The organism is Lysobacter terrae, assembly GCF_054782215.1.
In genome coordinates, this window is record NZ_BAAGSX010000007.1 from 1 (window position 1) to 22,032 (window position 22,032).

The following is a 22,032-nucleotide window of genomic DNA, read 5'->3' on the forward strand; positions in this document are numbered from 1 at the left end:
GCCGATTCGACGGAGAACGTATCGCCCGGTTGCATGTAACGGGTGATGCGCAAGTTGCCGGATGTAGCATCTTTAGAACCGCCCATTGCTCGTACTCCTCGATCGGCGTGGGTTGCCCATTCGGGCGTCGCCTGAGACGTACTAATGCTGTCGGCGGTGCCGGCTTCGATCAACAGACCATGAATCTACTGTTTATACATCTCGCATGGCTGTCTCAACCCTGATGCATCGGTATGCCGCCCAATCTGCCTGACAGCCGGGTGGATGGCGGCGAGCTCCGCCAACTCTTGCGTCGCTAATCCCACCACGTTAGGAAATTCATAGCTTTTCTTCTCTCCACGCCCATCGTTATACCTTGCACCTTGATGTGGCTTGAGACGGCCTTATGGCATTGAATCACCATTTCCCGAGCGATGCCCTCGACAAAGTCGCAGTCCTTGGCGAACTTTTCGGGAGTTATCGCGATGCCGTCCCAGAACGCTCTAACCGGTTGGCCATCAGTGATGGTCTTTCGCGTCTGTCTGAGATACGAAGTTGTGTAAGTGCCGCCATGATGAACAAGCAGGTTTCGGTCGTGAAGAATCCTGTCGAAATTCTTCAGCTCCTTGGCAGAAAATGGAGTTATGGAAATAAGGGCCCCGAACAGGGAATTTACTTTTTGCGGCGTTCCAAAGTCGAACTTTTCAGACAAATAGAAGCCGATTCGGTGCTTCAGCTCGGTGGGGTCATTTGTAATAAGAGCAATGTCGATCGTCGTATCTTGACCCTTCTTCGCGAGATCTTTTGTAAGCGTCGGCGCAATGCTGATGAGAGATCCAAACTGATCCTTACAGAACGACTCAAAGTAGGCCGTTAGTCCAATGTACGCGAGTTCCAGAATGCTTTGCGCGCGCTGCTGATCGTAAAGACTCGCTATGTATCGCAGATCCTCAACGCGGGTCTTAAATATGGCGCCGGCTGGCACTCCGCCTGCAAAGTATTCGAGGGCGGTAACCTTGCTTGAGCGTGATCTCATGGTCTCTGTCACCTAAAAGCACGAATCTCGGAATCACTCTGGGCATTTCCCCACCAGCACTAGCTCGCTTGTCGAGCTGGCTACTCTCTCCATCCGCATTTAGCCGGCCACCATCTTCGACGCTCGGGCCGCATGTTTTCATCGATCCACGATAAAGCCTCCAGCGCGCGAGTCACGTCTTGCACACACACCCGCGCTGCGTTGCCGCCATGAAAGAGGTTGTTTCGATGCGATGGGAACCTGCCGCCTTATCACACTTCAATCACAAATTAATCACGCCAACATGATGGATATCGGCCATGGTCATCATGAAAGAGTTCCTAGCGGTGATCCGTGCGCGCCCAACAAACATTACGCACTTTTGGCGCAACTCAGTAATGTCACCTAACTGATATTTTTCTACTAACGCCACCAGTAGAGCATCGGCAAGCTCGACCCCTAGACTGCCACGTGGGCCAGCATTGAAAATCCGGACACCGTTCCAAAGATTCGTATATCTAGGAATTCCCCAGAACGCCCTAGTCGTGTCTACATGCCGCTCTCTATCAGCTGATTCTAAGGGCACAAAAAAGTCTCGTGCCGGTATCTCGCCGCGATCAGTTGAGATAAGAATTCCACTTCTTCGAAAAGGCTCTGACCCAACAACCATACGAAGAAGATTGTCCGGATTCCGCCGCATTTGAGTTCTTCGGGGCGCATCCCCGCCGACAAATCTCCTTCCACGGACATTTGCTTGATTCACATCTACTTGCGGATTTGCCACCGCCCCCGCTTGCCCCCCTCCAAGATTGAGGACAATGCGAGTTTCGTCCGCTTCCATGCGTTGCACCACATCATCGCCGAGCTCGCCCCATGGATCCTCGGTTCGCACAGCGAGAGCACAATTCTCATCGTGGGGCCTCGCACCAAAGCAAGCACCATGACCGCTCCGCGATGCCTTACGAAAGTAGCCAGGGCCTCCACATTCGGTGCAAACCAAATCGTTCCGCAATGCCGCAATTTGCGCAGCCGGAAGTCTTGCAAACTCTAGGGCGGTATAAACCTGGCCATCGATCGTGCAAAGAGCCGTATCCATTGCTCCCGCTTCCTCTTAGTTGAACCTCGTCGGCCGAGCGGGCTTTCAGAAATGCGACCGCTCCATTCCCTGTCCCAGACGCAGACGAATTCGTTGCCTATTGATCCAAACCTTCGAGTATTCGCCACACTCGCCGGTAAACCTCTCCCGGGCCGGCACCAAGTGATTGAGTCCAGAGACTCATGTCCGCTGTCCGAAGGACGCCCCTAAGCTCCGATGCGGATCTGTGCCCGTCTTCGCGTAGGCGTGCTGCTAATGGTTCTGCTGCTAAGCGAGGCACCCCCAATAGGCGCAAAGCGATTGCGTCCTCGCTCGACACTCCATAGAAGGCCTTCGATGCTAGGTTATTCAAACGAGCGAACTCATCGTCTTCCAGATCGCCGCCCGTAATCGACAGCAATGCACCTAGTCCCCAAGCGGCAGTTTGCGTTAGCTTGCCGAATAGGTTCTGCCCACAAACTGTCAATGTTGATACACCGTCACGATCTTCTCTCGCGAAATGATCGCTGGCGATCTCTGGAATGGGCCTGCCGTTTACCCAGTCCTTCAGAATACTGGCAAGTTTGTCTCCGTCGGCGCTCCTGCCGCCTGTTACCTCCTGCAGGTTCTCTCGAAGCTCGGGCACTTGGAGCAGCACTCCCATCATTCGCGGAAGCGCATCGTCTGCGTGCGCAAATAGATTGCTACTCCACGATTCGCGGCTTACGCCTTGCCCTCGCGCATTCACCATTGCAGACTTAATGCTCTGGAGGGAAAAGCCGGTGCTATCGACCAACTTGATGGGTTGATTAGGGCTAGCAAGCTCTTCCACATAACTGCGTATGCCAGCCAAGAGCCTATTCGCTATCGACGGATCGCTTGCCCGCAACTTTTCAAAGCCAAACGTGCCTCTCAGCACCTGCTCGACCTGGTCACCAAAAGAATCGGGGCGCCCCATCTCCTGATAAGTGTGCGTTAGATACTGCAAAAACGAAGACCACTCGGGCCGCAAAAAGACGATTCGCCCAAGATCATCGATCAAATCGCCAGCCTCACGGACGAGCAAAATTAGCGATGAATTGAGTTCTCCGGTCTGCCGGCTGATGAACGCACGCAGGGCATTTGAGCGAGCATCATTGGCAGCTGCCAGTGCCACAATACCAACCGCGTTCTGGTCCACTCGGCCGGCTCGACCAGCTATGTTCCAGAAGTCAGCCGACGGCATGTCTTCTTGACCAAAGCCCTTCCTGAAATATTGCGTAGCGGCCATAACAACGCCAGACACAGGAAAATTGACCCCCTGTGCAATTGTGGTCGTTGCAACGAGATAATCCAGTTCCCCGGCCTCAAAGAGCCACTCCATTAGCGACCTAGTATCGTCTGAGAGACCGGCGTGATGAACGCCAATCCCGTGCGACAGCAGCTCAATCAATGGGAAGTCTTGGCCCATCTCAAGCGACAGGAAGTCTTGCACCAGCCTGATATCAGCAGAGATCTGCGCCCTAGGTGTAGAAGTGCCTTTCAGCTTTGTGGCTAACGACCACACAAACGGAGGCGTGGAATGCATCACTATTACTGGGCCGCGCTTTGCCAGCGAGTGGGCAGCTGCGGCAGCGACGTCTCCCGGATTTGACATTTGGCTAAATGTCCCACAGTCAGCCTCTTCAACAAGCCTGATCTGGGAATCAATCGCCAAAGTAGCTCTCGTTGTATGGACGGTTTCCAACGTCAAGACGCAGCCAAAGCTATTTCTTTGGCGAGGGACACCCCTCTCCGGTCTTACGATCCCAATTACTCGATCATTGGGCTGCCAATCCACTGACAAACTTACGTCTTCGGAGTTTTGGCCGCCGAGCCATCTCGCAACATCTCTAGCGTTGCTAATAAATGGAGTGAGCAACAGAAACTGCGCGTTCTGACATTCAGAATTTATAGTCGATAAGAGGAGCTCGAGTTTTAACCCTCTACTCCCTTCTTGAAGGTTGTGCGCTTCGTCGACAACAACCAGTGTGAGTGGCCTGCCAATCTTGGCCTCCCAGTCTTGACGCAGCATTAGATCGAGCTTTTCAGGTGTAGTAACAAGCACTCTGAAGGCGGCGCCAGCGCCCGCCTTAAGCATTTCTGCTTCTACGCCATCAATTTCTAATGCAGGACTGACTTGTTCGACTATCACGCCGAGAGGATCAAAATCTCTCCTAAGTCTGCGGGCTACCTGTCGCACAAGTGTTCGAGTTGGGGCGAGGTACGCAACCCATCCTCTTTCTGAATCGTACTGATTCAATGCCTGCAGGATTCGGAACTGTGCGATAAGCGTCTTGCCGCTAGACGTTGGAAGACTTACAACTACAGCGCGACGACTTGAACCAAGCAGCCCTTGCTCCGCCAATGCTCTTCGCTGCGGCGGCAGGACATCGAAAATTGCTTTTTGTCCGCGCCCACGACCTACAAGCTCTCTCACGAAACGGGTTACGCGTGAATTAACTGCACGAGTAACTGTCCAGATCGCATTTTGTGCCAACTGCTTAGCAGTTGCGGCAAGCAGCCGAGTCAACGGTTCTAGACGAAAGTCCAGTGCAGGGCCACAAGCAGCGATAGCCCGGTCAAAGTGCATATCCAGTATTCGTTCGACTTGGTAGTTCCCATCGACCGCACCTTCGGTCACGTACAAAGCAAGGACTTCGGCTGCTCTGGCGATGTGATAAAGACACACAAGCTCAAGCGCCCCAGCCCTTGAGCTAGCAGGGCCGAGGCGACTTAAGTGTTCTGCCTCAAAAGCGGCTTGAGCGTCTCGCAGTGCTGCGATTCTCTCTAGCACCAAATCACGATCAGTCCAGCCATTCTTTCGAATGAGGCGTAGCCAGACATCAACTACCGTGCCGAAAGTACGCGCATACCAATCTTCCGAATCCAGATTTAGATTCGGCCAAGCAATCTCGCGCAAATAGCGGGCGACGTCAGCCCCTTGATCGCCAAGCACTGCGAGCGCACTTAGCCTGAGCAGTGTTTCAGCATTGCGATGACCCACAGCGCTTATAGGCAACGCGCGGTAGAGCCGGTAGGCATCGGATGCTGAGGAGCGCAGGACTTTTATTTGATCTTGATCATCTTGCCAATTGGAAGCAGAAAGCACGTCCATGACGACGGTCTCTAGCACCTGTGCAGTGCGTTCGACCAAGTCATCACTCGTAATGCCCTCTTCAGCACCAAATTCCTGCAGCACTTTAGCGCGCGTGGCGTGCCGCAACGCATCAACCCGCGAATCACCTAGCGCCTCAAGCATCCAATGGCTCATGGGATGCCACCTGTGGATAACGCTTGGGTTAGCTCAGCAATGGGACAAGGCAGGTAGAGCGCAATCAAACTGCACTGCGTGGGCCCGTCGACGATGCTCGAAAGGTGTGTGCCTCGACCGCGTAGATCCAAGACGTTCGGTTGAGTGTCACGAACTAGGACACCGAACAGAGAGATTTCTTTGTTCCCAGAGCTAATAAATACGGCGACTGCAGAGTTGAACAACTCCCTCGTTGAATCCGAGTTACACCTAACGTGCAGCCACCTCAACAATGTAAACAGCAGCCCTAGATCTTGCGCTAGCTCCTCAAGCTGATGAGTCATGCCGGTTCTGCCCGTCATTACTCCAGGAGGCGATATTCCTTGCGAGGAGCTCTTGACCTCACCCAAGACCAGCCGCACTTTTCCGTCGACTGTTATGAAGCCGATCAGGTCCGGCCCAGGGAGACTTGCCTTCGGCGTCCGCTTATCCAACGCCATGTTCCATGGCCATACGACGCCGTGGTCGAGCGAAAGCCATGCTTCAGCAAGCGCCTCGCCTGCTGCCCAATCTCGCTCTTCTTCGTATTCGGCGTTGAGAATCGCCTCAAGACTCTCAAGCGCAAACCCAGTGGTTGCCAAGCCACTCAGATGGTTCGAGAAATCCAATAACCCAGTCTTGTCATGAAGGCGCTCGGCAACACCATTAGACAAGAACTCATCGAACTCATTGCCTGCGGAGAGGCCAATGCCCGACCAGCGCGATACCCCGAGACTTTCCTCGTACTCAAGGCTCCTCATCGCGACATTCCATTGCTCTGCTGCATTTGCCCCCCTAGCAAATTGCCGTTTGCGAAACGGCCCGGCGCCCTATCTATATGCCCTCAGTATCCCAGGTTGCGACGCCCCCGCTATTCGGTTAGCCATTTCGCAGGAATCCGGAGGATAACTCATTGATTCTGCAGAAACTCGAACATTTTCAGCCCTCACGAAGGCGGCCTCTCGGCCGCCCTCCATCCAGCTTAGTCAAACCCCAACCGGATTCGGCTTCTCACTATCAATCTTGTACTGCTTGATAGCCCTCGCCACATCCTTCCCCGTCATCTTCCCTTCCGCCGCCAGCGCCGCGATGGCCGCGTGGGCGATGTAGTACCTGTCCACTTCGAAATGGCGGCGCAGGTTGGCGCGGGTGTCGCTGCGGCCGAAGCCGTCGGTACCCAGGACGGTGTACTTCGCCGGGACGTATTCGCGGATCTGGTTGGCGAAGGCGCGCACGTAATCCGTGGCGGCGATGACGGGGCCCTGGCGGCCTTCCAGCAGCTGGGTCACGTACGGCTTGCGCGGGGTCTTGGCTTCGGGGTTCATGCGGTTGAAGCGTTCCGCATCTGAGCCGTCGCGGGCCAGTTCGGTGTAGCTGGGGCAGGACCAGATGTCGGCGGTCACGCCGAAATCCTTGTCGAGCAGTTCCGCCGCGGCGATGGCTTCGCGCAGGATGGTGCCGCTGCCCATCAGTTGCACGCGCAGTTCGCCCTTCTTGGGCTTGCCGGCGTCCTTGAGCAGGTACATGCCCTTGATGATGCCCTCGGCCGCGCCTTCCGGCATGTCCGGGTGGGCGTAGTTCTCGTTCATCAGGGTGAGGTAGAAGTACTCGTCGCGCTGTTCGGCCAGCATGCGCTGCATGCCGTATTGCACGATCGTCGCCACTTCGAAGCCGAAGGTCGGGTCGTAGCTGCGGCAGTTGGGGATGGCGCTGGCCAGCAGGTGGCTGTGGCCGTCTTCGTGCTGCAGGCCTTCGCCGTTGAGCGTGGTGCGGCCGGCGGTGGCGCCGAGCAGGAAGCCGCGCGCGCGCATGTCCGCCGCCTGCCAGGCGCTGTCGCCGATGCGCTGGAAGCCGAACATCGAGTAGTAGATGTAGAACGGCAGCATCGGCAGGTCGTTGGTGCTGTAGCTGGTCGCCGCCGCCATCCAGGAGGAGAACGCGCCGCACTCGGTGATGCCTTCTTCCAGCACTTGGCCGGCGGAATCTTCGCGGTAGTACATCAGCTGGTCGCGGTCGACCGGCTTGTACTTCTGGCCGTAGGGCGCGTAGATGCCGAGCTGGCGGAACAGGCCTTCCATGCCGAAGGTGCGCGCCTCGTCGGCGACGATCGGCACGCAGCGCGGGCCGACCTGCTTGTCGCGCAGGATGATGTTGAGGGTCTGCACGAAGGACATCGTCGTGCTGATTTCGCGGTCGCCGCTGGACTTGAGCAAACGATCGAAGGTTTCCAGCGCCGGCACTTCCAGCGACTGCGTGCTCTTGCGGCGACGCTGCGGCAGGTAGCCGCCGAGGGCCTTGCGGCGCTCGTGCAGGTATTCGACTTCCGGCGAGTCCTTGCCCGGGTGGTAGAACGGCACCTGGTGGTTGTCCAGCTGCGCGTCGGTGACCGGGATGTTGAAGCGGTCGCGGAAGATCTTGATCTGCTCGTCGTCGAGCTTCTTGGTCTGGTGCGTGGGGTTCAACGCTTCGCCGGCTTGGCCCATGCCGTAGCCCTTCACCGTCTTGGCGAGGATCACGGTGGGCATGCCCTTGGTTTCGGTGGCGAGCTTGTAGGCGGCGTAGACCTTGTGCGGGTCGTGGCCGCCGCGGTTGAGGCGCCAGATGTCGTCGTCGGACATGTTGGCGACCATGGCCATGGTCTCGGGGTACTTGCCGAAGAAATGCTCGCGCGTGTACGCGCCGCCGAAGGCCTTGCAGTTCTGGTATTCGCCGTCGACGGTTTCCATCATCAGCTTGCGCAGGATGCCCTGCGTGTCGCGGGCGAGCAGCGGATCCCAGTAGCTACCCCAGACGTTCTTGATGACGTTCCAGCCGGCGCCGCGGAAGGAGCCTTCGAGTTCCTGGATGATCTTGCCGTTGCCGCGCACCGGGCCGTCCAGGCGCTGCAGGTTGCAGTTGATGACGAAGACGAGGTTGTCCAGGCCTTCGCGGCCGGCGACCGAGATGGCGCCGAGGGATTCGGGCTCGTCGGTTTCGCCGTCGCCCATGAAGCACCAGACCTTGCGGTCGGACTTGGGCATGAGGCCGCGGCCTTCCAGGTACTTCCAGTTGCGCGCCTGGTAGATGGCGCTGATCGGGCCCAGGCCCATCGACACGGTGGGCGTCTGCCAGTAGTCGGGCATCAGCCAGGGGTGCGGGTAGGAGCTGATGCCGCGGCCGTCGACTTCCATGCGGAAGTTGTCGAGCTGGTCTTCGGTGATGCGGCCTTCGAGGAAGCTGCGCGAGTAAATGCCGGGCGAGCTGTGGCCCTGGATGTAGAGCAGGTCGCCGGGGTGGTCATCGCTGGGCGCGCGCCAGAAGTGGTTGAAGCCGACGTCGTAGAGCGTGGCGGCGGACGCGAAGGACGCGATGTGGCCACCCAGGTCGCCGGGCTTGCGGTTGGCGCGCACGACCATGGCGAGCGCGTTCCAGCGGATGAGGGAGCGGATGCGCCATTCCATCGCGGCGTCGCCGGGGCTCTTGGCCTCCAGGTGCGAGGGAATGGTGTTGATGTAGTCGGTGGTGGGTTGGAAAGGCAGGTGCGCGCCGGCGCGGCGCGTGACTTCGACCATGCCGTCGAGCAGTTGGTGGGCGCGGCCTGCGCCTTCGCGGTCGATGACCGCCTGCATGGATTCGATCCATTCCTTGGTTTCGGTGGGATCGGGGTCGTTCTGCAGCAGCTCGTTCAGCCAGTTCGTCATGGGGGCTCCGCGCAGCGGCCGGCTGCGCTGTGGTTTCGTTGGATTAGAGCCGGGATTCTAGCAGGGGGGTCCAGTGGGGAGGATCGGGGTGGGTGGCGTGGATTCATGACGAAAACGGCTGCTTGGGCAAAGCCGGGTGGTGGTTACGATTTCATCGGGCGGGTGTGGGCGATGTGCGCGCGGGGTGTGCGAAGGGCGGTTGTTTTGGGTGTGCGCTTGGTTGGCTGGCGGTGAGGGTGCGGCGGCGGAGCCTCCCCTCACCCTGCGTTGCTGCGCAACGCTGTCCCTCTCCCCGCAAGCGGGGCGAGGGGGGCTTTTCCTTCTCCCCGCTTGCGGGGAGAAGGTGGCGCGCAGCGCCGGATGAGGGGCGGCCTTTTCCCTTCTCCCCGCTTGCGGGGAGAAGGTGGCGCGTAGCGCCGGATGAGGGGCGGCTTTTCTCTTCGCCCCGCTTGCGGGGAGAAGGTGGCGCGCAGCGCCGGATGAGGGGCGGCTTTTGACAGTAGTCAAGGCCAACACGCCAACCGCGCACGTAGAATGCCGCCGCCCATGCGCCACCCCCGCTTCCAACTTCGAATGAGCCTGCTGGCGTTGACCGCCGTGCTGCTGCTCGTGTTGGTACCCACGGTGGGCCGGGTGCTGTCTGCATCCGCGGACGGTGCGCGGGACGGCATCTGGGCGCAGATGTGCACGCTGGCCGGCTTGAAGCTAGTGAAGATCGCGCCGGATGACGCCGGCTCGGCCGCGCCCAAGCCCATCGGCGGCAGCGGTCACGCCGACTGCGACTACTGCCCGTTGCTCAACGCGATGGCGGCGCTGGTTCTGTGGGTCGTGTTTGCGTTTGCGCGTGCGGCCGACTCCGTCTTGCCATGGCGAAGCCCGCCGGCGCGACTCGTGCGCCGGTATCCGTGCGGGCTGGGTTCGCGCGGGCCGCCTTTGGCGTGCTGATCCGGGCGCCGTTGCATCGCCGCTTCACGGCGTTGACGGCATGCCCTGCACCATCGACTTCGATTCCCGTGCGCGCGCCTGGGCCGGCCGGCGTTCGTTCGCTGCGCCGTTTGTTCGGCGTAGGGGCGCGCACATTCGCAATTCACCGTCGCGGCTGCGTTTCGCGCTGCGCTTTCCTTCTTGGAGTTCTCATGTTTCGTTTTCGTTCGTTCTGCCTGGTGATTCTTTCCCTGCTGCCGTCGCTGGCCTTCGCGCATCACGGGCAGGATTTCCTGCTGGTCGAAAGCCCGGCCGTGCCGCATCCGCGCCAGGTCTATCTGCTCGCCAACACCCATGCCGCGCTGGAAGGCGATGCCGAGGAGCAGGCGGGTTTCGAGCCGGCCTTGCTGGTGGGCGTCACGCCGCGAGTGGCGTTCGAGCTGCACTCGCATATGGAGAAGCTTGCCGGTGAGGACTGGAACTACGAGGCCACTGCGCCGTCGTTGCATGTCCTGCTGACCGATCCGGAAAACCATCACGGCCTGAAGGTTGGGCTGAGCGCGGAGTACGAGATCGCCGCTGAGGACGATGCACCGGACAACGCCGAGGTGCGGTTGTCGTTCGAGAATGAAATCGGCGCGACGAAATGGGGCGCCAATCTGGTCGGCAGCCATGAAGAGCATGGCGAGTCGGATTGGGGCGCGGTGTTGGGGGTGCGGCGCGAGGTGCGTCCTGGCTTCGCGTTGGGACTGGAAGGTCAGAGCAGCTCCCGCCATGCCGAGGGCGCGGAGTTGCTCGCTGGCGCGTATTTCGAGCATGGGCAGACTTGGGCGCTGAAGCTGGGCCTCGGCGGGCAGCGTGAGGAAGATGGGCATGTCACGCCGGTGGCGCGGGTGGGGTTGGTGCTTCGGTTGAAGGGGTAAGCGGGCTGCATCGGCGCCGGAGCCTCGCCTCACCCTGCGTTGCTGCCGGAGCCTCCCCTCACCCTGCGTCGCTTCGCGACGCTGTCCCTCTCCCCGCAAGCGGGGCGAGGGGTTATGAGTAGCGCCTCTCTTTTCCTTCTCCCCGCTTGCGGGGAGAAGGTGGCGCGCAGCGCCGGATGAGGGGCCGCTTTTGATCGTCACTCACCGAAGCGGCATTTCCCTACAACCGGAAGAGCCGACAACCGACAAGCCGCACTGGACGACCGCATGAGCATGTCCTGACCTCAAACGGCAGGACATCCCATGCGCGGCAAGCAAGACTACTCGCGCGAGCGCGAGCTGCGGCGCAATCAGACGGAAGCCGAGCGGCATCTTTGGCGCTTTCTGCGCAATCAGCGGCTGCTCGGGTTCAAGTTCCGCCGGCAGCATCGCATCGGGCCGTTCTTCGCGGACTTCGTGTGCGCGGAGTACGGCCTGGTAGTGGAGCTGGATGGGAGCCAGCATCTCGACACCGCTGAGGCGGATGCGCGGCGGACGCGGGTGTTGGGGCGGATGGGATATCGCGTGGTGCGGGTTTGGAATGATGATGTGTTGGTTAGGACTGGGCTGGTGCTCGATGTGATTTTGATGGCGTTGCGGGAGGCGCCGCTGCGTGACGTCCCCTCACCCTGCGCCGCTGCGCGGCGCTGTCCCTCTCCCCGCAAGCGGGGCGAGGGGTGATGAGCGCTTTTCCTTCGCCCCGCTTGCGGGGAGAAGGTGCCCGAAGGGCGGATGAGGGGCCGCTTTTAGCGATGAACGCTAATGGCAGGATGCACCGGAAGACTGTGGGCGATGCTGCTCGACAGGCGCTTCCCGCACCGTCACCCGCCCCAATCGCAACGCATTGCTCACCACCGACACCGAACTCAAACTCATCGCCAGCGCGGCGATCATCGGGCTAAGCAACCATCCGAATACCGGATACAGCACGCCCGCCGCGATCGGCACGCCCAGGGCGTTGTAGAGGAACGCGAAGCCCAAGTTCTGCTTCATGTTCGCAACGGTGCTGTCGGAAATCTCGCGTGCCTGCACGATGCGGCGCAGGTCGCCCTTCACCAGCGTCACTTGCGCGCTAGACATCGCGACGTCGGTGCCGGTGCCCATGGCGATGCCGACGTCCGCCGCGGCCAGGGCTGGCGCGTCGTTGATGCCGTCGCCGGCCATCGCGACGCGGCGGCCTTCCGCCTGCAGGCGTTGTACCAGGGCGACCTTGTCCTGCGGCCGCACTTCGCCGTGCACTTCTTCGATGCCGAGCGTGTACGCCACGGCGGCGGCGGTCGCCTGCGCATCGCCCGAGGCCATGACGATGCGCAGGCCATCGGCGCGCAGGGCGTTCAAGGCCGGCAGCGTGGTCGGCTTGATCGGATCGGCTGCGGCCACCGCGCCGGCCAGGCGTCCGTCGACGGCGAGGAACATCACGCTCGCGCCTTCGCGTCGCAGTTGTTCGGCCGCGGGCAGCAGCGGTGCGGGATCGGCGCCGGCTTCGATCATCAGCGCCTGATTGCCCATCACGAGCAAGCGACCCTCAACATACCCGCGCACGCCGCGGCCGGTGATGGAGTCGAAATCCGCGGCGTCGTGCAGCGACAGGCCGCGTCGCTTGGCTTCGGCGAGGATCGCCTCGGCCAATGGATGCTCACTGCCCTGCTCCAGGCTGGCGGCCAGTTGCAGCACTTGATCGGCGGTGAAGCCTTCAGCGACTAGCGTGTCGCGATACGCGGGCCGGCCTTCGGTGAGCGTGCCGGTCTTGTCCACGATCAGCGTGTCGATGCGGCGCAGTTGCTCGATCGCTTCCGCATCGCGGAACAGCACGCCGGCATGCGCGGCGCGGCCGGTCGCGACCATGATCGACATCGGCGTGGCCAGGCCCAGCGCGCACGGGCAGGCGATGATCAGCACGGACACGGCGTTGAGCACGGCGTAGGTCCAAGACGGTTCCGGTCCGAACAGGCCCCAGGCGAAGAAGGTGATCGCCGCAACGGCGAGCACCGACAGCACGAACCAGAACGCCACCTTGTCCGCCATGCGCTGCATCGGTGCGCGCGAACGCTGTGCCTGCGCTACCAGCTGCACGATCTGCGAGAGCACGGTGGCCGAGCCGACTTGATCGGCGCGGATCACCAGGCTGCCGGTGCCATTGAGCGTCGCGCCGATCACTTTCGCGCCGGACTCCTTCGCGACCGGGATCGGTTCGCCGGTGAGCATCGATTCGTCGACGCTGGAGCGGCCTTCCAGCACGGTGCCGTCGACCGGGACCTTTTCGCCCGGGCGCACACGCAGGCGGTCGCCGACGTGCACGTGTTCCAGCGGGATGTCTTCGTCCGCGCCGCTGGCGGTGATGCGGCGCGCGGTCTTCGGGGCGAGGCCCAACAGTGCCTTGATCGCGGCCGAGGTCTTCGAGCGTGCGCGCAATTCCAGCAACTGGCCGAGCAAGGTGAGTGAGACGATCACCGCCGCCGCTTCGAAATAGACGCCGACGCGGCCGTGCTCGCGGAACGAGGCTGGGAATAGATCCGGCGCCAGCGTCGCCACCACGCTGTAGCCGAACGCGGCGCCCACGCCGATGCCGATCAGCGTCCACATGTTGGGACTGCGGTTGCGGATCGACTGCACGCAGCGCACGAAGAACGGCCAGCCCGCCCACAGCACGACCGGCGTGCTCAAGGCGAACTCCAGCCAGGTGCGCACTTCGGTCGAAAGGAAGCCGATGCGATGGCCGAGCATCGCCAGCGCGAGCACGATAAAAGTGAGCGGTAGCGTCCACCAGAAGCGATGGGTGAAGTCGCGCAGTTCGGGGTTGTCGTCGTCTTCCAGGCTCGGCATTTCCGGCTCGAGCGCCATGCCGCAGATCGGGCAGGTGCCCGGGCCGACTTGGCGGATCTGCGGATGCATCGGGCAGGTGTAGATCGTGCCGGCGGGCGCGACGGGTGCGGAGGCTGGCGATTGCGGCGCGGAGGCGTGATTGGCGCAGCAAGTGTTCGCTGGCGCTGGTGCGTCGTGGGTGTGCGTGCCATGCGAATGGCCGCCGTGCGAATGCGCGGTCATTGCGCGTCCTCCACCAGGGCGTTGAGGATCGGGCACTCGTCGAGCGCGCCATGGCCGGGGCAGGAAGCGACGAGGGTCTGCAAAGCGTCGCGCATGCGGTTGAGCTCGGCGAGCTTGGCGTCTACGTCGGCGAGCTTCTCCATCGCCGCCGTCTTCAGCGTGGCCATGTCGTCGTCGCGATGATCGGACAGCGCGAGCAGCTCACGGACCTCCGGCAGAGTGAAGCCCAGCGCCTTCGCGCGCCGCACGAAGCGCAGGCGGCGTACGTCGTGCGGGTCGTACACGCGATAGCCGGAAGCCAGGCGCTGGGCCTTGGGTAGCAGGCCTTCCTTCTCGTAGTAGCGGACGGTGTCGATGCCGACGCCGGCGCGTTGTGCTAGTTCACCGATCTTCATGGGGTTCACTTGGAGTGCTTTGCCGTGAAGCTTGCGGGCTGGACTATGGTCCAGAGTCAAGCGGTTATTGGAGCGTATACGGCTGGTTGCTGTGGGCGCTTCACGTCCCCTCACCCTGCGCCGCTGCGCGGCGCTGTCCCTCTCCCCGCAAGCGGGGCGAGGGGTGTGCTTCTCCTTCTCCCCGCTTGCGGGGAGAAGGTGCCCGAAGGGCGGATGAGGGGCAGCTTTTGACGTCACACCATGCACCTAATGCATGTGTTCGTGTTCGTCATGCGCTTCCGGCTCTGCCGGAGCAGCGGCGGGCGGCTCCTGCGCGGGTGCATGCACGTGACGCTTGCCATCGGCGTGGACGTGCGTGGTGGCCGCGCCCGCTTTATCGGAGTCGGTAGGCGGCGCTTCCCCTTCCGAATGCGCATGCTCCGCCTCGTCGTGGTCTGCGGCTTCGTCGGCTTCCGCATGGGAATGCCCGCCGGTCTCGCCACCGCCATGCGAATGACCGCCGCTGTGCGCGACCAGCGCCTGGTACTGCGCGGCGTCCAGCTTGGGCAGCTGTTGCAGGAACGCGACCAGGTTCCAGACATACGTGTCGTCCATGCTCTTGCCCCAGGCCGGCATGCCCGAGGCTTTGACGCCGTGCTTGATGGCCCAGAACGCTTCCGCGGCGGCCACCGTTTGCTGGCTCAGATTGGGCGGCGCCGGATACAAACCCTTGCTCAGCTCGGTGGGCGCCGCGCCCGGCTTCAGGTGGCAGCCGGTGCACATCGCGTCGTAGTTGCCGGCGCCTTGTGTGATTCGCGCGGGATCGCGCAGGTCCGGCACTTGCAGCTTATCGGCGCGCACAGCGATGGAACGCTCGCGCAGCGATTGCATGAGCGCGTAGACCGGACGCGTGTGCGGATCGTCGGCGCCGACGTTGTAGAGGCCGGACCAGACGAAGCCGGCGGCGCCGAGCACGGCGACACCCGACAGCACGGCCAGGGTGAACAGCGATTTGCGAGTGATGAATGGCATGTGATGTTCCCCTTTAGAACCAAATGCGCACGCCCGCGACGATGCGGGTGTCGTTGACGGTTTCGCCTTCCTCGCGGCGGAAGTCTGCCGTTCGGCCGAACGACCACTCGCGCACCACGCCGATGTACGGGGCGAATTGACGGGTGATCTCGTAACGCAGGCGCAGGCCCGCTTCGGCCGAACTCAGACCCGAGCCGATGCTGCGGCGCGCGTCGTTTTGTCCGTAGGCGTTCACCTCGACGAGCGGCTGCATGATCAGACGGTTGGTGAGCAGGGTTTCGTATTCGGCCTCCAGTCGCGCGGCGGTCTGACCGCCCTGCCCTACGTAAGCGGTGGCTTCGACTTCGAACTTGTACGGCGCCAGCCCCATCACGCCGATCGCGGCGAAGTCCTGCGATGCGCCGGGTTTGAAGTCGTGGCGCACGCCGGCGACGACGTCCCACCACGGCGTGATGGCGCGGCCGTAGAGCGCTTCGAGATCGGCGCTTTCGGTGTGGCCGTCGACGCGTTCGCCTTCGCTGCGTAGCCATAGCTTGTTGCGGTCGCGGCCGATCCAGGCCTGGCCTTCCCATTCCAGGCCGCGGCCGTCGTCCGCGTCGAAGGCTTCGAGGCGGTTGAACTGCACGAAGTTGAAGATGCCGTTGTCGTGCACCGGATGATCGTTCGGGGGTGCTTGTGCGGCGGCGCGGTCGGCGTCGGTCAGCGGAGGAATCGGTGTGACGGGTTGATCGGCGGTCGGCGGCATCGCGTGACCCATCGCGGCATGGTCGACGGGCGGTTGCTGGTGCTGCGAGTGATCCTCTTGGCTCGCGGGCTGCTGGTGCTGCGAGTGATCCGCTTTTGTCGCGGGCTTGTGATGCTGTGAATGATCCGGCTCAGTCGTCGGCATCGAGTGCTGCGAATGATCCTGTGCCGATGCGTTGAATGCCAACAGCAAGGCGGCGGCGAGCGGTGCGATCGAGAGTGCGCGCGTCTTCATTCTTCGACCCTCACGGTGCGCATCATTCCGGCTTCCATGTGATAGAGCAGATGGCAGTGGTAGGCCCAGCTGCCGAGCGCGTCGGCGCGCACGCGATAGCTGCGGCGGCTGCCCGGCGGCATGTCGATGGTGTGTTTGCGGACGTGGAAGTTGCCTTGCTCGTCTTCCAGGTCGCTCCACATGCCGTGCAGATGGATGGGGTGCGTCATCATCGTGTCGTTGACCAGCACGATGCGCAGGCGCTCGCCGTAGTTGAAGCGCAGGGGTTCCACTTCGGAGAACTTCTGTCCGTTGAAGCCCCAGGCGAAGCGTTCCATGTGGCCGGTGAGGTGCAGTTCGATGTCGCGGCCGGGGTCGCGGCCATCGGGATCGGCGAAGGTGCTCTTGAGCATGGAATAACTCAGCACCGTGCGACCGTTGTCGCGCAGGCCGATGCCGGGGTCGTCGAGCTTGGGTACGGGCGCCATGGTCTGCATGTCGACCAGCGGGTTGCCGGTCTCGCTCGCGGGATGCGTCGGCATCGCGTCGCCTTGTGCTGCATGCGCGCTGTGATCCATGCCCTGCATGTCGCCGCCCTGCATGCCCATGCTCGCGCCGCAGCCGCCCTCCATGCCTTTCATGCCCATGCTGGCGCCGCAACCGCCTTCCATGCCCTTCATGCCGGACATGTCGTGGCCCATGCCGCCGTGGCCCATGTCGGCCATGGTCAGCAGCGGGCGCGGATCCACCGCCGGCACCGGGGCGCGCAGGCCTTCGCGCACGGCGAGGGTGCCGCTGACGTAGCCGGTGCGGCCCATGTCCTGCGCGAAGATGGTGAAGGCGTCCTGGCCGCTGGGTTCGACGATGACGTCGTAAGTCTCCGCGGTGGCGATGCGGAATTCGTCGACGGTCACCGGATGCACGTATTGCCCGTCCGCGGCGACGACGGTCATCTTCAGTCCGGGAATGCGCACGTCGAAGTGCGTCATCGACGAGCCGTTGATGAAGCGCAACCGCACCTTCTCGCCGGAGCGGAACAGCGCGGTCCAGTTGCCCAGCGACGTGGTGCCGTTCATCAGGTAGGTGTAGGTGTGCGCGTTGACGTCGGACAGGTCGGTGGGCGACATGCGCATCTGGCCCCACATCTTCCGGTCGTCGAGCGTTGCTTCCATGCCCTTCTGTTTCACGTCGCGGAAGAAGTCGCCGACGGTGCGCTGGGAGTGGTTGTCGTACATCGACATCTTCTTCAAGCGCGCGAACAGCGCCGACGGATCGAGATCGGTCCAGTCGGACAGCAGCACGACGTAGTCGCGGTCGAAAGCGAACGGCTCGGGTTCGAGCGGATCGATGATGAGCGGCCCGTACAAGCCGACCTGCTCCTGGAAGGCGGAATGGCTGTGGTACCAGTAGGTCCCGCCCTGGTTCACGGTGAAGCGGTAGTGGTACGTATCGCCGGGATGGATGCCGGCGAAACTCAGACCGGGCACGCCGTCCATGTTTGCGGGCAACACGATGCCGTGCCAGTGGATCGAGGTTTCGTGGCCGTGGATGGAGCCCAAGGGCAGCGCGTTGGTGACGCGCAGGTTGACCGTGGTGCCTTCGCGCCAGCGCAACAACGGCGCGGGGATGGAGCCGTTGACGGTGACGGCGCTGCGGGTGCGGCCGGTGAAGTTCATCGGCGTCTCGCCGATGGTCAGGTCGAACTCGGTGCCCGAAAGCACGTTGGGATAGCCGGCGGACTTCAGCGCCCAACTGGCCTTGGGCCACAGGCCCAGGCTGGCGATGGCGCCACCGGCGGCCAGGCCTTGGACGAAGCGCCGGCGCGACGGCTTCGCCAAGCCATTGGCGTCGCGGCCGAAAACATCGGATGACATGGAAACTCCAGAAGTGAATGCCTACTGCGACGCGTGAGCGTCGAACGACATGCCACGCGACGGCTGTCGCCGTCATCCGGGCATGCGCTAGGGCGCCGTGGGCGCCAGGGACCGCTTAGCCGATGGGAGGTCGGATCGGGTGCGGCAAGGCGGGCGCCGCATGGCCGAGCGTCAGCGTGCGCACGCTGCGTTCATGCGCGGGCACCGCCGCGGGCAGCAGCATTGCGGGCACACCGACCTGGGCTACATGCACGCAGGCGCAGCGGCAGGTCCCGGATTTGCAGCAGTCGGGCGTGTGCCCAGGCCTGGAATGGTCCGGCTTGGACGCCTTGTCGTGCGAGGCATGCCCCATCGCCATCGGGTCCGCGGGCGACTGCATGGCCGCCGCTTCGTGATGGCCGCCGTGGCAAGGCATGGCGTCGGCCGATGCGCTGGCCGACGTCGTCGCCTCCGTGCCCAGCGGAGCTGACTCATGCTGCATCGGCATATGCGCCGACGCGGCCGCCGCCCCCGTCCCATTGAGGACGAGGCAGAGGCTGAGCAGCAGGCGCAGCAGGACGGAGCCGATGGACATGTGGCTACTTTACCCTTGGCGTGGGCGGCGGGCACCCTGAACCCACTCCAGGCTGCGCGCCGGCGCAAGCGCCCCTTAGCGCAAAGGCGACCCCGGTCCCAGCTCCATGAATAGGCCATAGCTTCTTGGCGCCGCCGCCTTCCTGCGGATGGCGCGGAACAGGCATCATCGCGGGTCGCACCGGCAAACGCGGTGCAATGAGAGAGCAGTCCATGCAAAAAATCCTGGTCACCGGAGGCGCAGGCTTCCTCGGCTCGCACCTGTGCGAGCGCCTGCTGCGCGAGGGCCACGACGTCCTGTGCGCCGATAACTTCTTTACCGGCAGCAAGCAGAACATCGCCCATCTGATGGGCAACCCGTACTTCGAGCTGATGCGTCACGACGTGACGTTTCCGCTGTACGTGGAAGTGGACCAGATCTACAACCTGGCCTGCCCGGCCTCGCCGATCCACTACCAGTTCGACCCCGTGCAGACGACCAAGACCAGCGTCCACGGCGCTATCAACATGCTAGGCCTGGCCAAGCGGCTGAAGGCGCGGATCCTGCAGGCCTCCACCAGCGAGGTGTACGGCGACCCGGAAATCCATCCGCAGACCGAGGACTACTGGGGCCGGGTCAATCCGGTCGGTATCCGCGCCTGCTACGACGAGGGCAAGCGCTGCGCGGAGACGCTGTTCTTCGACTACTACCGTCAGCACAACCTCGACATCAAGGTCGTGCGCATCTTCAACACCTACGGCCCGCGCATGCATCCCAACGACGGCCGCGTGGTGAGCAACTTCATCGTCCAGGCCCTGCGCGGCCAGGACATCACGATCTACGGCGACGGCAGCCAGACGCGCAGCTTCTGCTACGTCGACGATTTGATCGAAGGCTTCATCCGCATGATGGGCACCGAGCGCGGCTTCACCGGCCCGATCAACATCGGCAATCCCAACGAGTTCACCATGCTGGAGCTCGCCGAAGAGGTGCTGAAGCAGGTCGGCGGCCCATCCAAGCTCGCGTTCAAGCCGCTGCCGCCGGACGATCCGAAGCAGCGCCAGCCGGAGATCTCGCTGGCGCGCGACAAGCTGGGCTGGGAACCGAAGGTCCAGCTGGAAGACGGCCTGCGCGAAACCATCGCGTACTTCCGCCGCACGCTGGAGCTGTGACATGACGGCCGCCGCCAACACGACCTTCTCGGTCATCGTCACTTGCTACAACTACAAGAACTTCGTCGAAGAGGCCGTCGACAGCGCATTGGCGCAGACGCGCGCGCCGGCGCAGGTGATCGTGGTGGACGACGGCTCCACCGACGGTTCGACCGAATTGCTGCAGAAGCGCTACGGCAACGACCCGCGCGTCACCCTGCTGTGCGGGGAGAACGGCGGGCAGCTGGTGGCGTTTCAGCGCGGCGTGGCGGCGGCGCAGGGCGACGTGCTGTGCTTCCTCGACGCCGACGACCGCTGGGATGCGAATTACCTGGAAAAGATCGGCGCGGTGTACGACGCGCGCCGTGACGTCGGCTTCGTCTTCAGCGACATCGCCCTGTTCGGACAGGAGCAGCGCACGGTAGGTTTCGCCGACAAGGCCACCGACCTGGGTTACACCGCGATCAGCACCTACGTGCTGACGTACTGGTACGGCGCGCCAACCTCCGCCTTGTCGCTGCGTGCCGATTACGCGCGCCGCTGCTTGGAGCTGCCCCTCGATTACGCGCGCACCTGGCGCCTGTCGGCCGACAACTGCCTGGTCTACGGCGCCAGTGTGCTCGGCGCGCGCAAGTACTACCTGCCCACCGGCAGCGTGGGTTACCGCATCCACGGCAACAACGGCTGGTGGTCGAACCGCAGCCAGACGGCCAACTTCCTCAACCGCCTGCATTCGCGCGCATTGATCGGCCACTACGCGCGCATGGCGGGGATCGACGATTCATGCATCGAGCTGGCCAAGCTCGAATACAAGACCAAGCCGGAGCCGTCCTGGGCGGAAACCAAGCGCTACGCGACGCTGACCCTGCGTAGCGCGGCGCCGTGGTGGAAGCGCTACGAGCGCGCATTGAGCGTACTCGCCAGCCGGCGTCGCTGACGCAGCGCGCGGACGACCCGAAGGCTTACGGATGAAGCTGCTGTACACCAACTTCCACGATGGCGACGGCGGTGGGCACACGACCTATATCGTCGCGTTGGCCCGCGCGCTGGCCGCGCGGCACGAGGTGCACGTGGCGGCGCCGGCGAGCAGCCGCCTGTGGCGTGAGGCGTCGGCGCTGCCCGGCGTGCATGCGGTGGCGCAGGAATTTCCCAACGGCCTGAAGAAGATCATCGCGCGCCAGCGCGCGCGCCGCGCGCTCGCACGCCTGCTGCGCGAGCAGCGCTACGACGTGGTGCACGTGAACGGTTCGGCCGATCATCGCCTCGTGCTGTCCGCCTTGCGTGGGCTGCGCGAACGTCCGCGCATCGTGTGGACCAAGCACAACTCCAAGCCGATGCGCGGCCTCGGCCACGCGTGGCGGGCGCGGCGCACCGACCAGGCGATCGCGGTGTGCGACTACAGCCTGCGCGACCTGCAGCAATCCGCGTATCGCGGTTGCCGCCTCGCCACGGTGCACAACGGCATCGACATCGCGCATTACACGCCGTGGTCGGCCGAAGCGATGGCCGCCGAACGCGAACGCTGGGCCGATGGCGCACCGCTGCTGATCGGTAGCGTCGCCGGCACCGCGGATTACAAAGGCTGGATGGATCTGGTCGAAGCCATGGCGTTGCTGCCTGCCGATCTGCGCGCGCAGCTGCGCGTGCTGGTCGCCGGCAAGCCGCCGGGTGCGGAAAAACGCCAACGCATCGAAGCCCTTGGATTGACCGATCAAGTGGTGTTCCCGGGCCTGCTGTCGGACGTGCGGCCGGTGATCGCGGCACTCGATCTGGGCTTCGTGCTTTCGTACGACGTGGAAACGATCTCCTTCGCCTGCCGCGAAATGATGGCGATGGGCAAGCCGGTGCTGGTCAGCGACTACGCCGGCCTGCCGGAGAACATCGAGCCCGGCCGCGACGGCTGGGTGGTACCGGTGCGCAACGTTGCCGCCATCGCCGCCACGCTGCGTACGCTGCTGGAACCCGATGCCGTGGCACGACGCCGGCAACTGACCGCCATGGGCCAGGCCGCGCGTGCGCACGCGGAAGCCGAGTTCGGCCTGGACCGTTTCGTCGAACGGACCGAAGCGGTGTATCTGACTCTATTGGCCTAGACCTTTG

General features: G+C 62.9%; 17 protein-coding genes. 6 read left to right on the forward strand and 11 right to left on the reverse strand.

All coding sequences use genetic code 11. The features are described from left to right. Positions 1 to 295: 295 nt before the first annotated feature. From ACYVJ8_RS11280 to aceE, 5 genes are all read right to left on the reverse strand, one after another. Positions 296 to 1,015 (reverse strand): hypothetical protein, encoded by a 720-nt coding sequence (locus tag ACYVJ8_RS11280; protein ID WP_460712397.1) that lies wholly within the window; start codon positions 1,013 to 1,015, stop codon positions 296 to 298. A 262-nt stretch (positions 1,016 to 1,277) separates the two neighbouring features. Next, positions 1,278 to 1,835, reverse strand: a complete 558-nt coding sequence (locus ACYVJ8_RS11285) for a hypothetical protein (protein WP_460712399.1) — start codon at positions 1,833 to 1,835, stop codon at positions 1,278 to 1,280. A 352-nt stretch (positions 1,836 to 2,187) separates the two neighbouring features. After that, a complete protein-coding gene (locus ACYVJ8_RS11290) occupies positions 2,188 to 5,361 on the reverse strand; it encodes a DEAD/DEAH box helicase (RefSeq protein WP_460712401.1) in 3,174 nt (1,057 codons plus the stop codon). Next, complete coding sequence (locus ACYVJ8_RS11295; protein WP_460712403.1) at positions 5,358 to 6,140, reverse strand: hypothetical protein; 783 nt, start codon at positions 6,138 to 6,140, stop codon at positions 5,358 to 5,360. The genes ACYVJ8_RS11290 and ACYVJ8_RS11295 overlap by 4 nt, the downstream gene beginning before the upstream one ends. A gap of 225 nt (positions 6,141 to 6,365) precedes the next feature. Beyond that, positions 6,366 to 9,059 carry a pyruvate dehydrogenase (acetyl-transferring), homodimeric type gene (gene aceE / locus ACYVJ8_RS11300; RefSeq protein ID WP_460712405.1) on the reverse strand — a complete coding sequence of 898 codons (2,694 nt, stop codon included), beginning with the start codon at positions 9,057 to 9,059 and terminating at the stop codon, positions 6,366 to 6,368. A 546-nt stretch (positions 9,060 to 9,605) separates the two neighbouring features. Between aceE and ACYVJ8_RS11305 the strand changes: the two genes are divergently transcribed. From ACYVJ8_RS11305 to ACYVJ8_RS11315, 3 genes are all read left to right on the forward strand, one after another. Next, positions 9,606 to 10,004, forward strand: a complete 399-nt coding sequence (locus tag ACYVJ8_RS11305) for a DUF2946 family protein (protein WP_460712407.1) — start codon at positions 9,606 to 9,608, stop codon at positions 10,002 to 10,004. After that, on the forward strand, positions 9,926 to 10,906 hold the full coding sequence (locus ACYVJ8_RS11310; protein WP_460712409.1) for a hypothetical protein: 981 nt from the start codon (positions 9,926 to 9,928) through the stop codon (positions 10,904 to 10,906). The genes ACYVJ8_RS11305 and ACYVJ8_RS11310 overlap by 79 nt, the downstream gene beginning before the upstream one ends. Before the next feature lie 303 nt (positions 10,907 to 11,209). Further along, a complete protein-coding gene (locus tag ACYVJ8_RS11315; protein ID WP_460712411.1) occupies positions 11,210 to 11,626 on the forward strand; it encodes an endonuclease domain-containing protein in 417 nt (138 codons plus the stop codon). 78 nt (positions 11,627 to 11,704) lie between these two features. Here the strand turns inward: ACYVJ8_RS11315 and ACYVJ8_RS11320 are convergent, their stop codons facing one another. The 6 genes from ACYVJ8_RS11320 to ACYVJ8_RS11345 all read right to left on the reverse strand — a co-directional run bounded on the left by ACYVJ8_RS11320 (position 11,705) and on the right by ACYVJ8_RS11345 (position 18,802). Further along, a complete protein-coding gene (locus ACYVJ8_RS11320; protein ID WP_460712584.1) occupies positions 11,705 to 13,837 on the reverse strand; it encodes a copper-transporting P-type ATPase in 2,133 nt (710 codons plus the stop codon). Positions 13,838 to 13,986: 149 nt separating this feature from the next. Further along, positions 13,987 to 14,385, reverse strand: coding sequence for a heavy metal-responsive transcriptional regulator (locus ACYVJ8_RS11325; protein WP_460712413.1), 399 nt, complete (start codon positions 14,383 to 14,385; stop codon positions 13,987 to 13,989). A gap of 246 nt (positions 14,386 to 14,631) precedes the next feature. Beyond that, entirely contained in the window at positions 14,632 to 15,396 is a 765-nt protein-coding gene (locus tag ACYVJ8_RS11330; protein ID WP_460712415.1) for a c-type cytochrome, read from the reverse strand. A 13-nt stretch (positions 15,397 to 15,409) separates the two neighbouring features. After that, entirely contained in the window at positions 15,410 to 16,375 is a 966-nt protein-coding gene (locus ACYVJ8_RS11335) for a copper resistance protein B (RefSeq protein ID WP_460712417.1), read from the reverse strand. After that, on the reverse strand, positions 16,372 to 18,228 hold the full coding sequence (locus tag ACYVJ8_RS11340; protein WP_460712419.1) for a copper resistance system multicopper oxidase: 1,857 nt from the start codon (positions 18,226 to 18,228) through the stop codon (positions 16,372 to 16,374). Before ACYVJ8_RS11340 ends, ACYVJ8_RS11335 begins: the two co-directional genes overlap by 4 nt. Before the next feature lie 115 nt (positions 18,229 to 18,343). Further along, a complete protein-coding gene (locus ACYVJ8_RS11345) occupies positions 18,344 to 18,802 on the reverse strand; it encodes a CopL family metal-binding regulatory protein (RefSeq protein ID WP_460712421.1) in 459 nt (152 codons plus the stop codon). A 212-nt stretch (positions 18,803 to 19,014) separates the two neighbouring features. Here ACYVJ8_RS11345 and ACYVJ8_RS11350 point away from each other — a divergent pair, with 212 nt between their 5' ends. From ACYVJ8_RS11350 to ACYVJ8_RS11360, 3 genes are read left to right on the forward strand one after another with little or no spacing between them, the layout of a single operon-like run. After that, a complete protein-coding gene (locus ACYVJ8_RS11350; RefSeq protein ID WP_460712423.1) occupies positions 19,015 to 19,953 on the forward strand; it encodes a UDP-glucuronic acid decarboxylase family protein in 939 nt (312 codons plus the stop codon). A 1-nt stretch (position 19,954) separates the two neighbouring features. Next, positions 19,955 to 20,869, forward strand: a complete 915-nt coding sequence (locus ACYVJ8_RS11355) for a glycosyltransferase family 2 protein (protein ID WP_460712425.1) — start codon at positions 19,955 to 19,957, stop codon at positions 20,867 to 20,869. 31 nt (positions 20,870 to 20,900) lie between these two features. Further along, positions 20,901 to 22,025, forward strand: a complete 1,125-nt coding sequence (locus tag ACYVJ8_RS11360) for a glycosyltransferase family 4 protein (protein WP_460712427.1) — start codon at positions 20,901 to 20,903, stop codon at positions 22,023 to 22,025. The last annotated feature ends 7 nt before the right edge of the window (positions 22,026 to 22,032 follow it).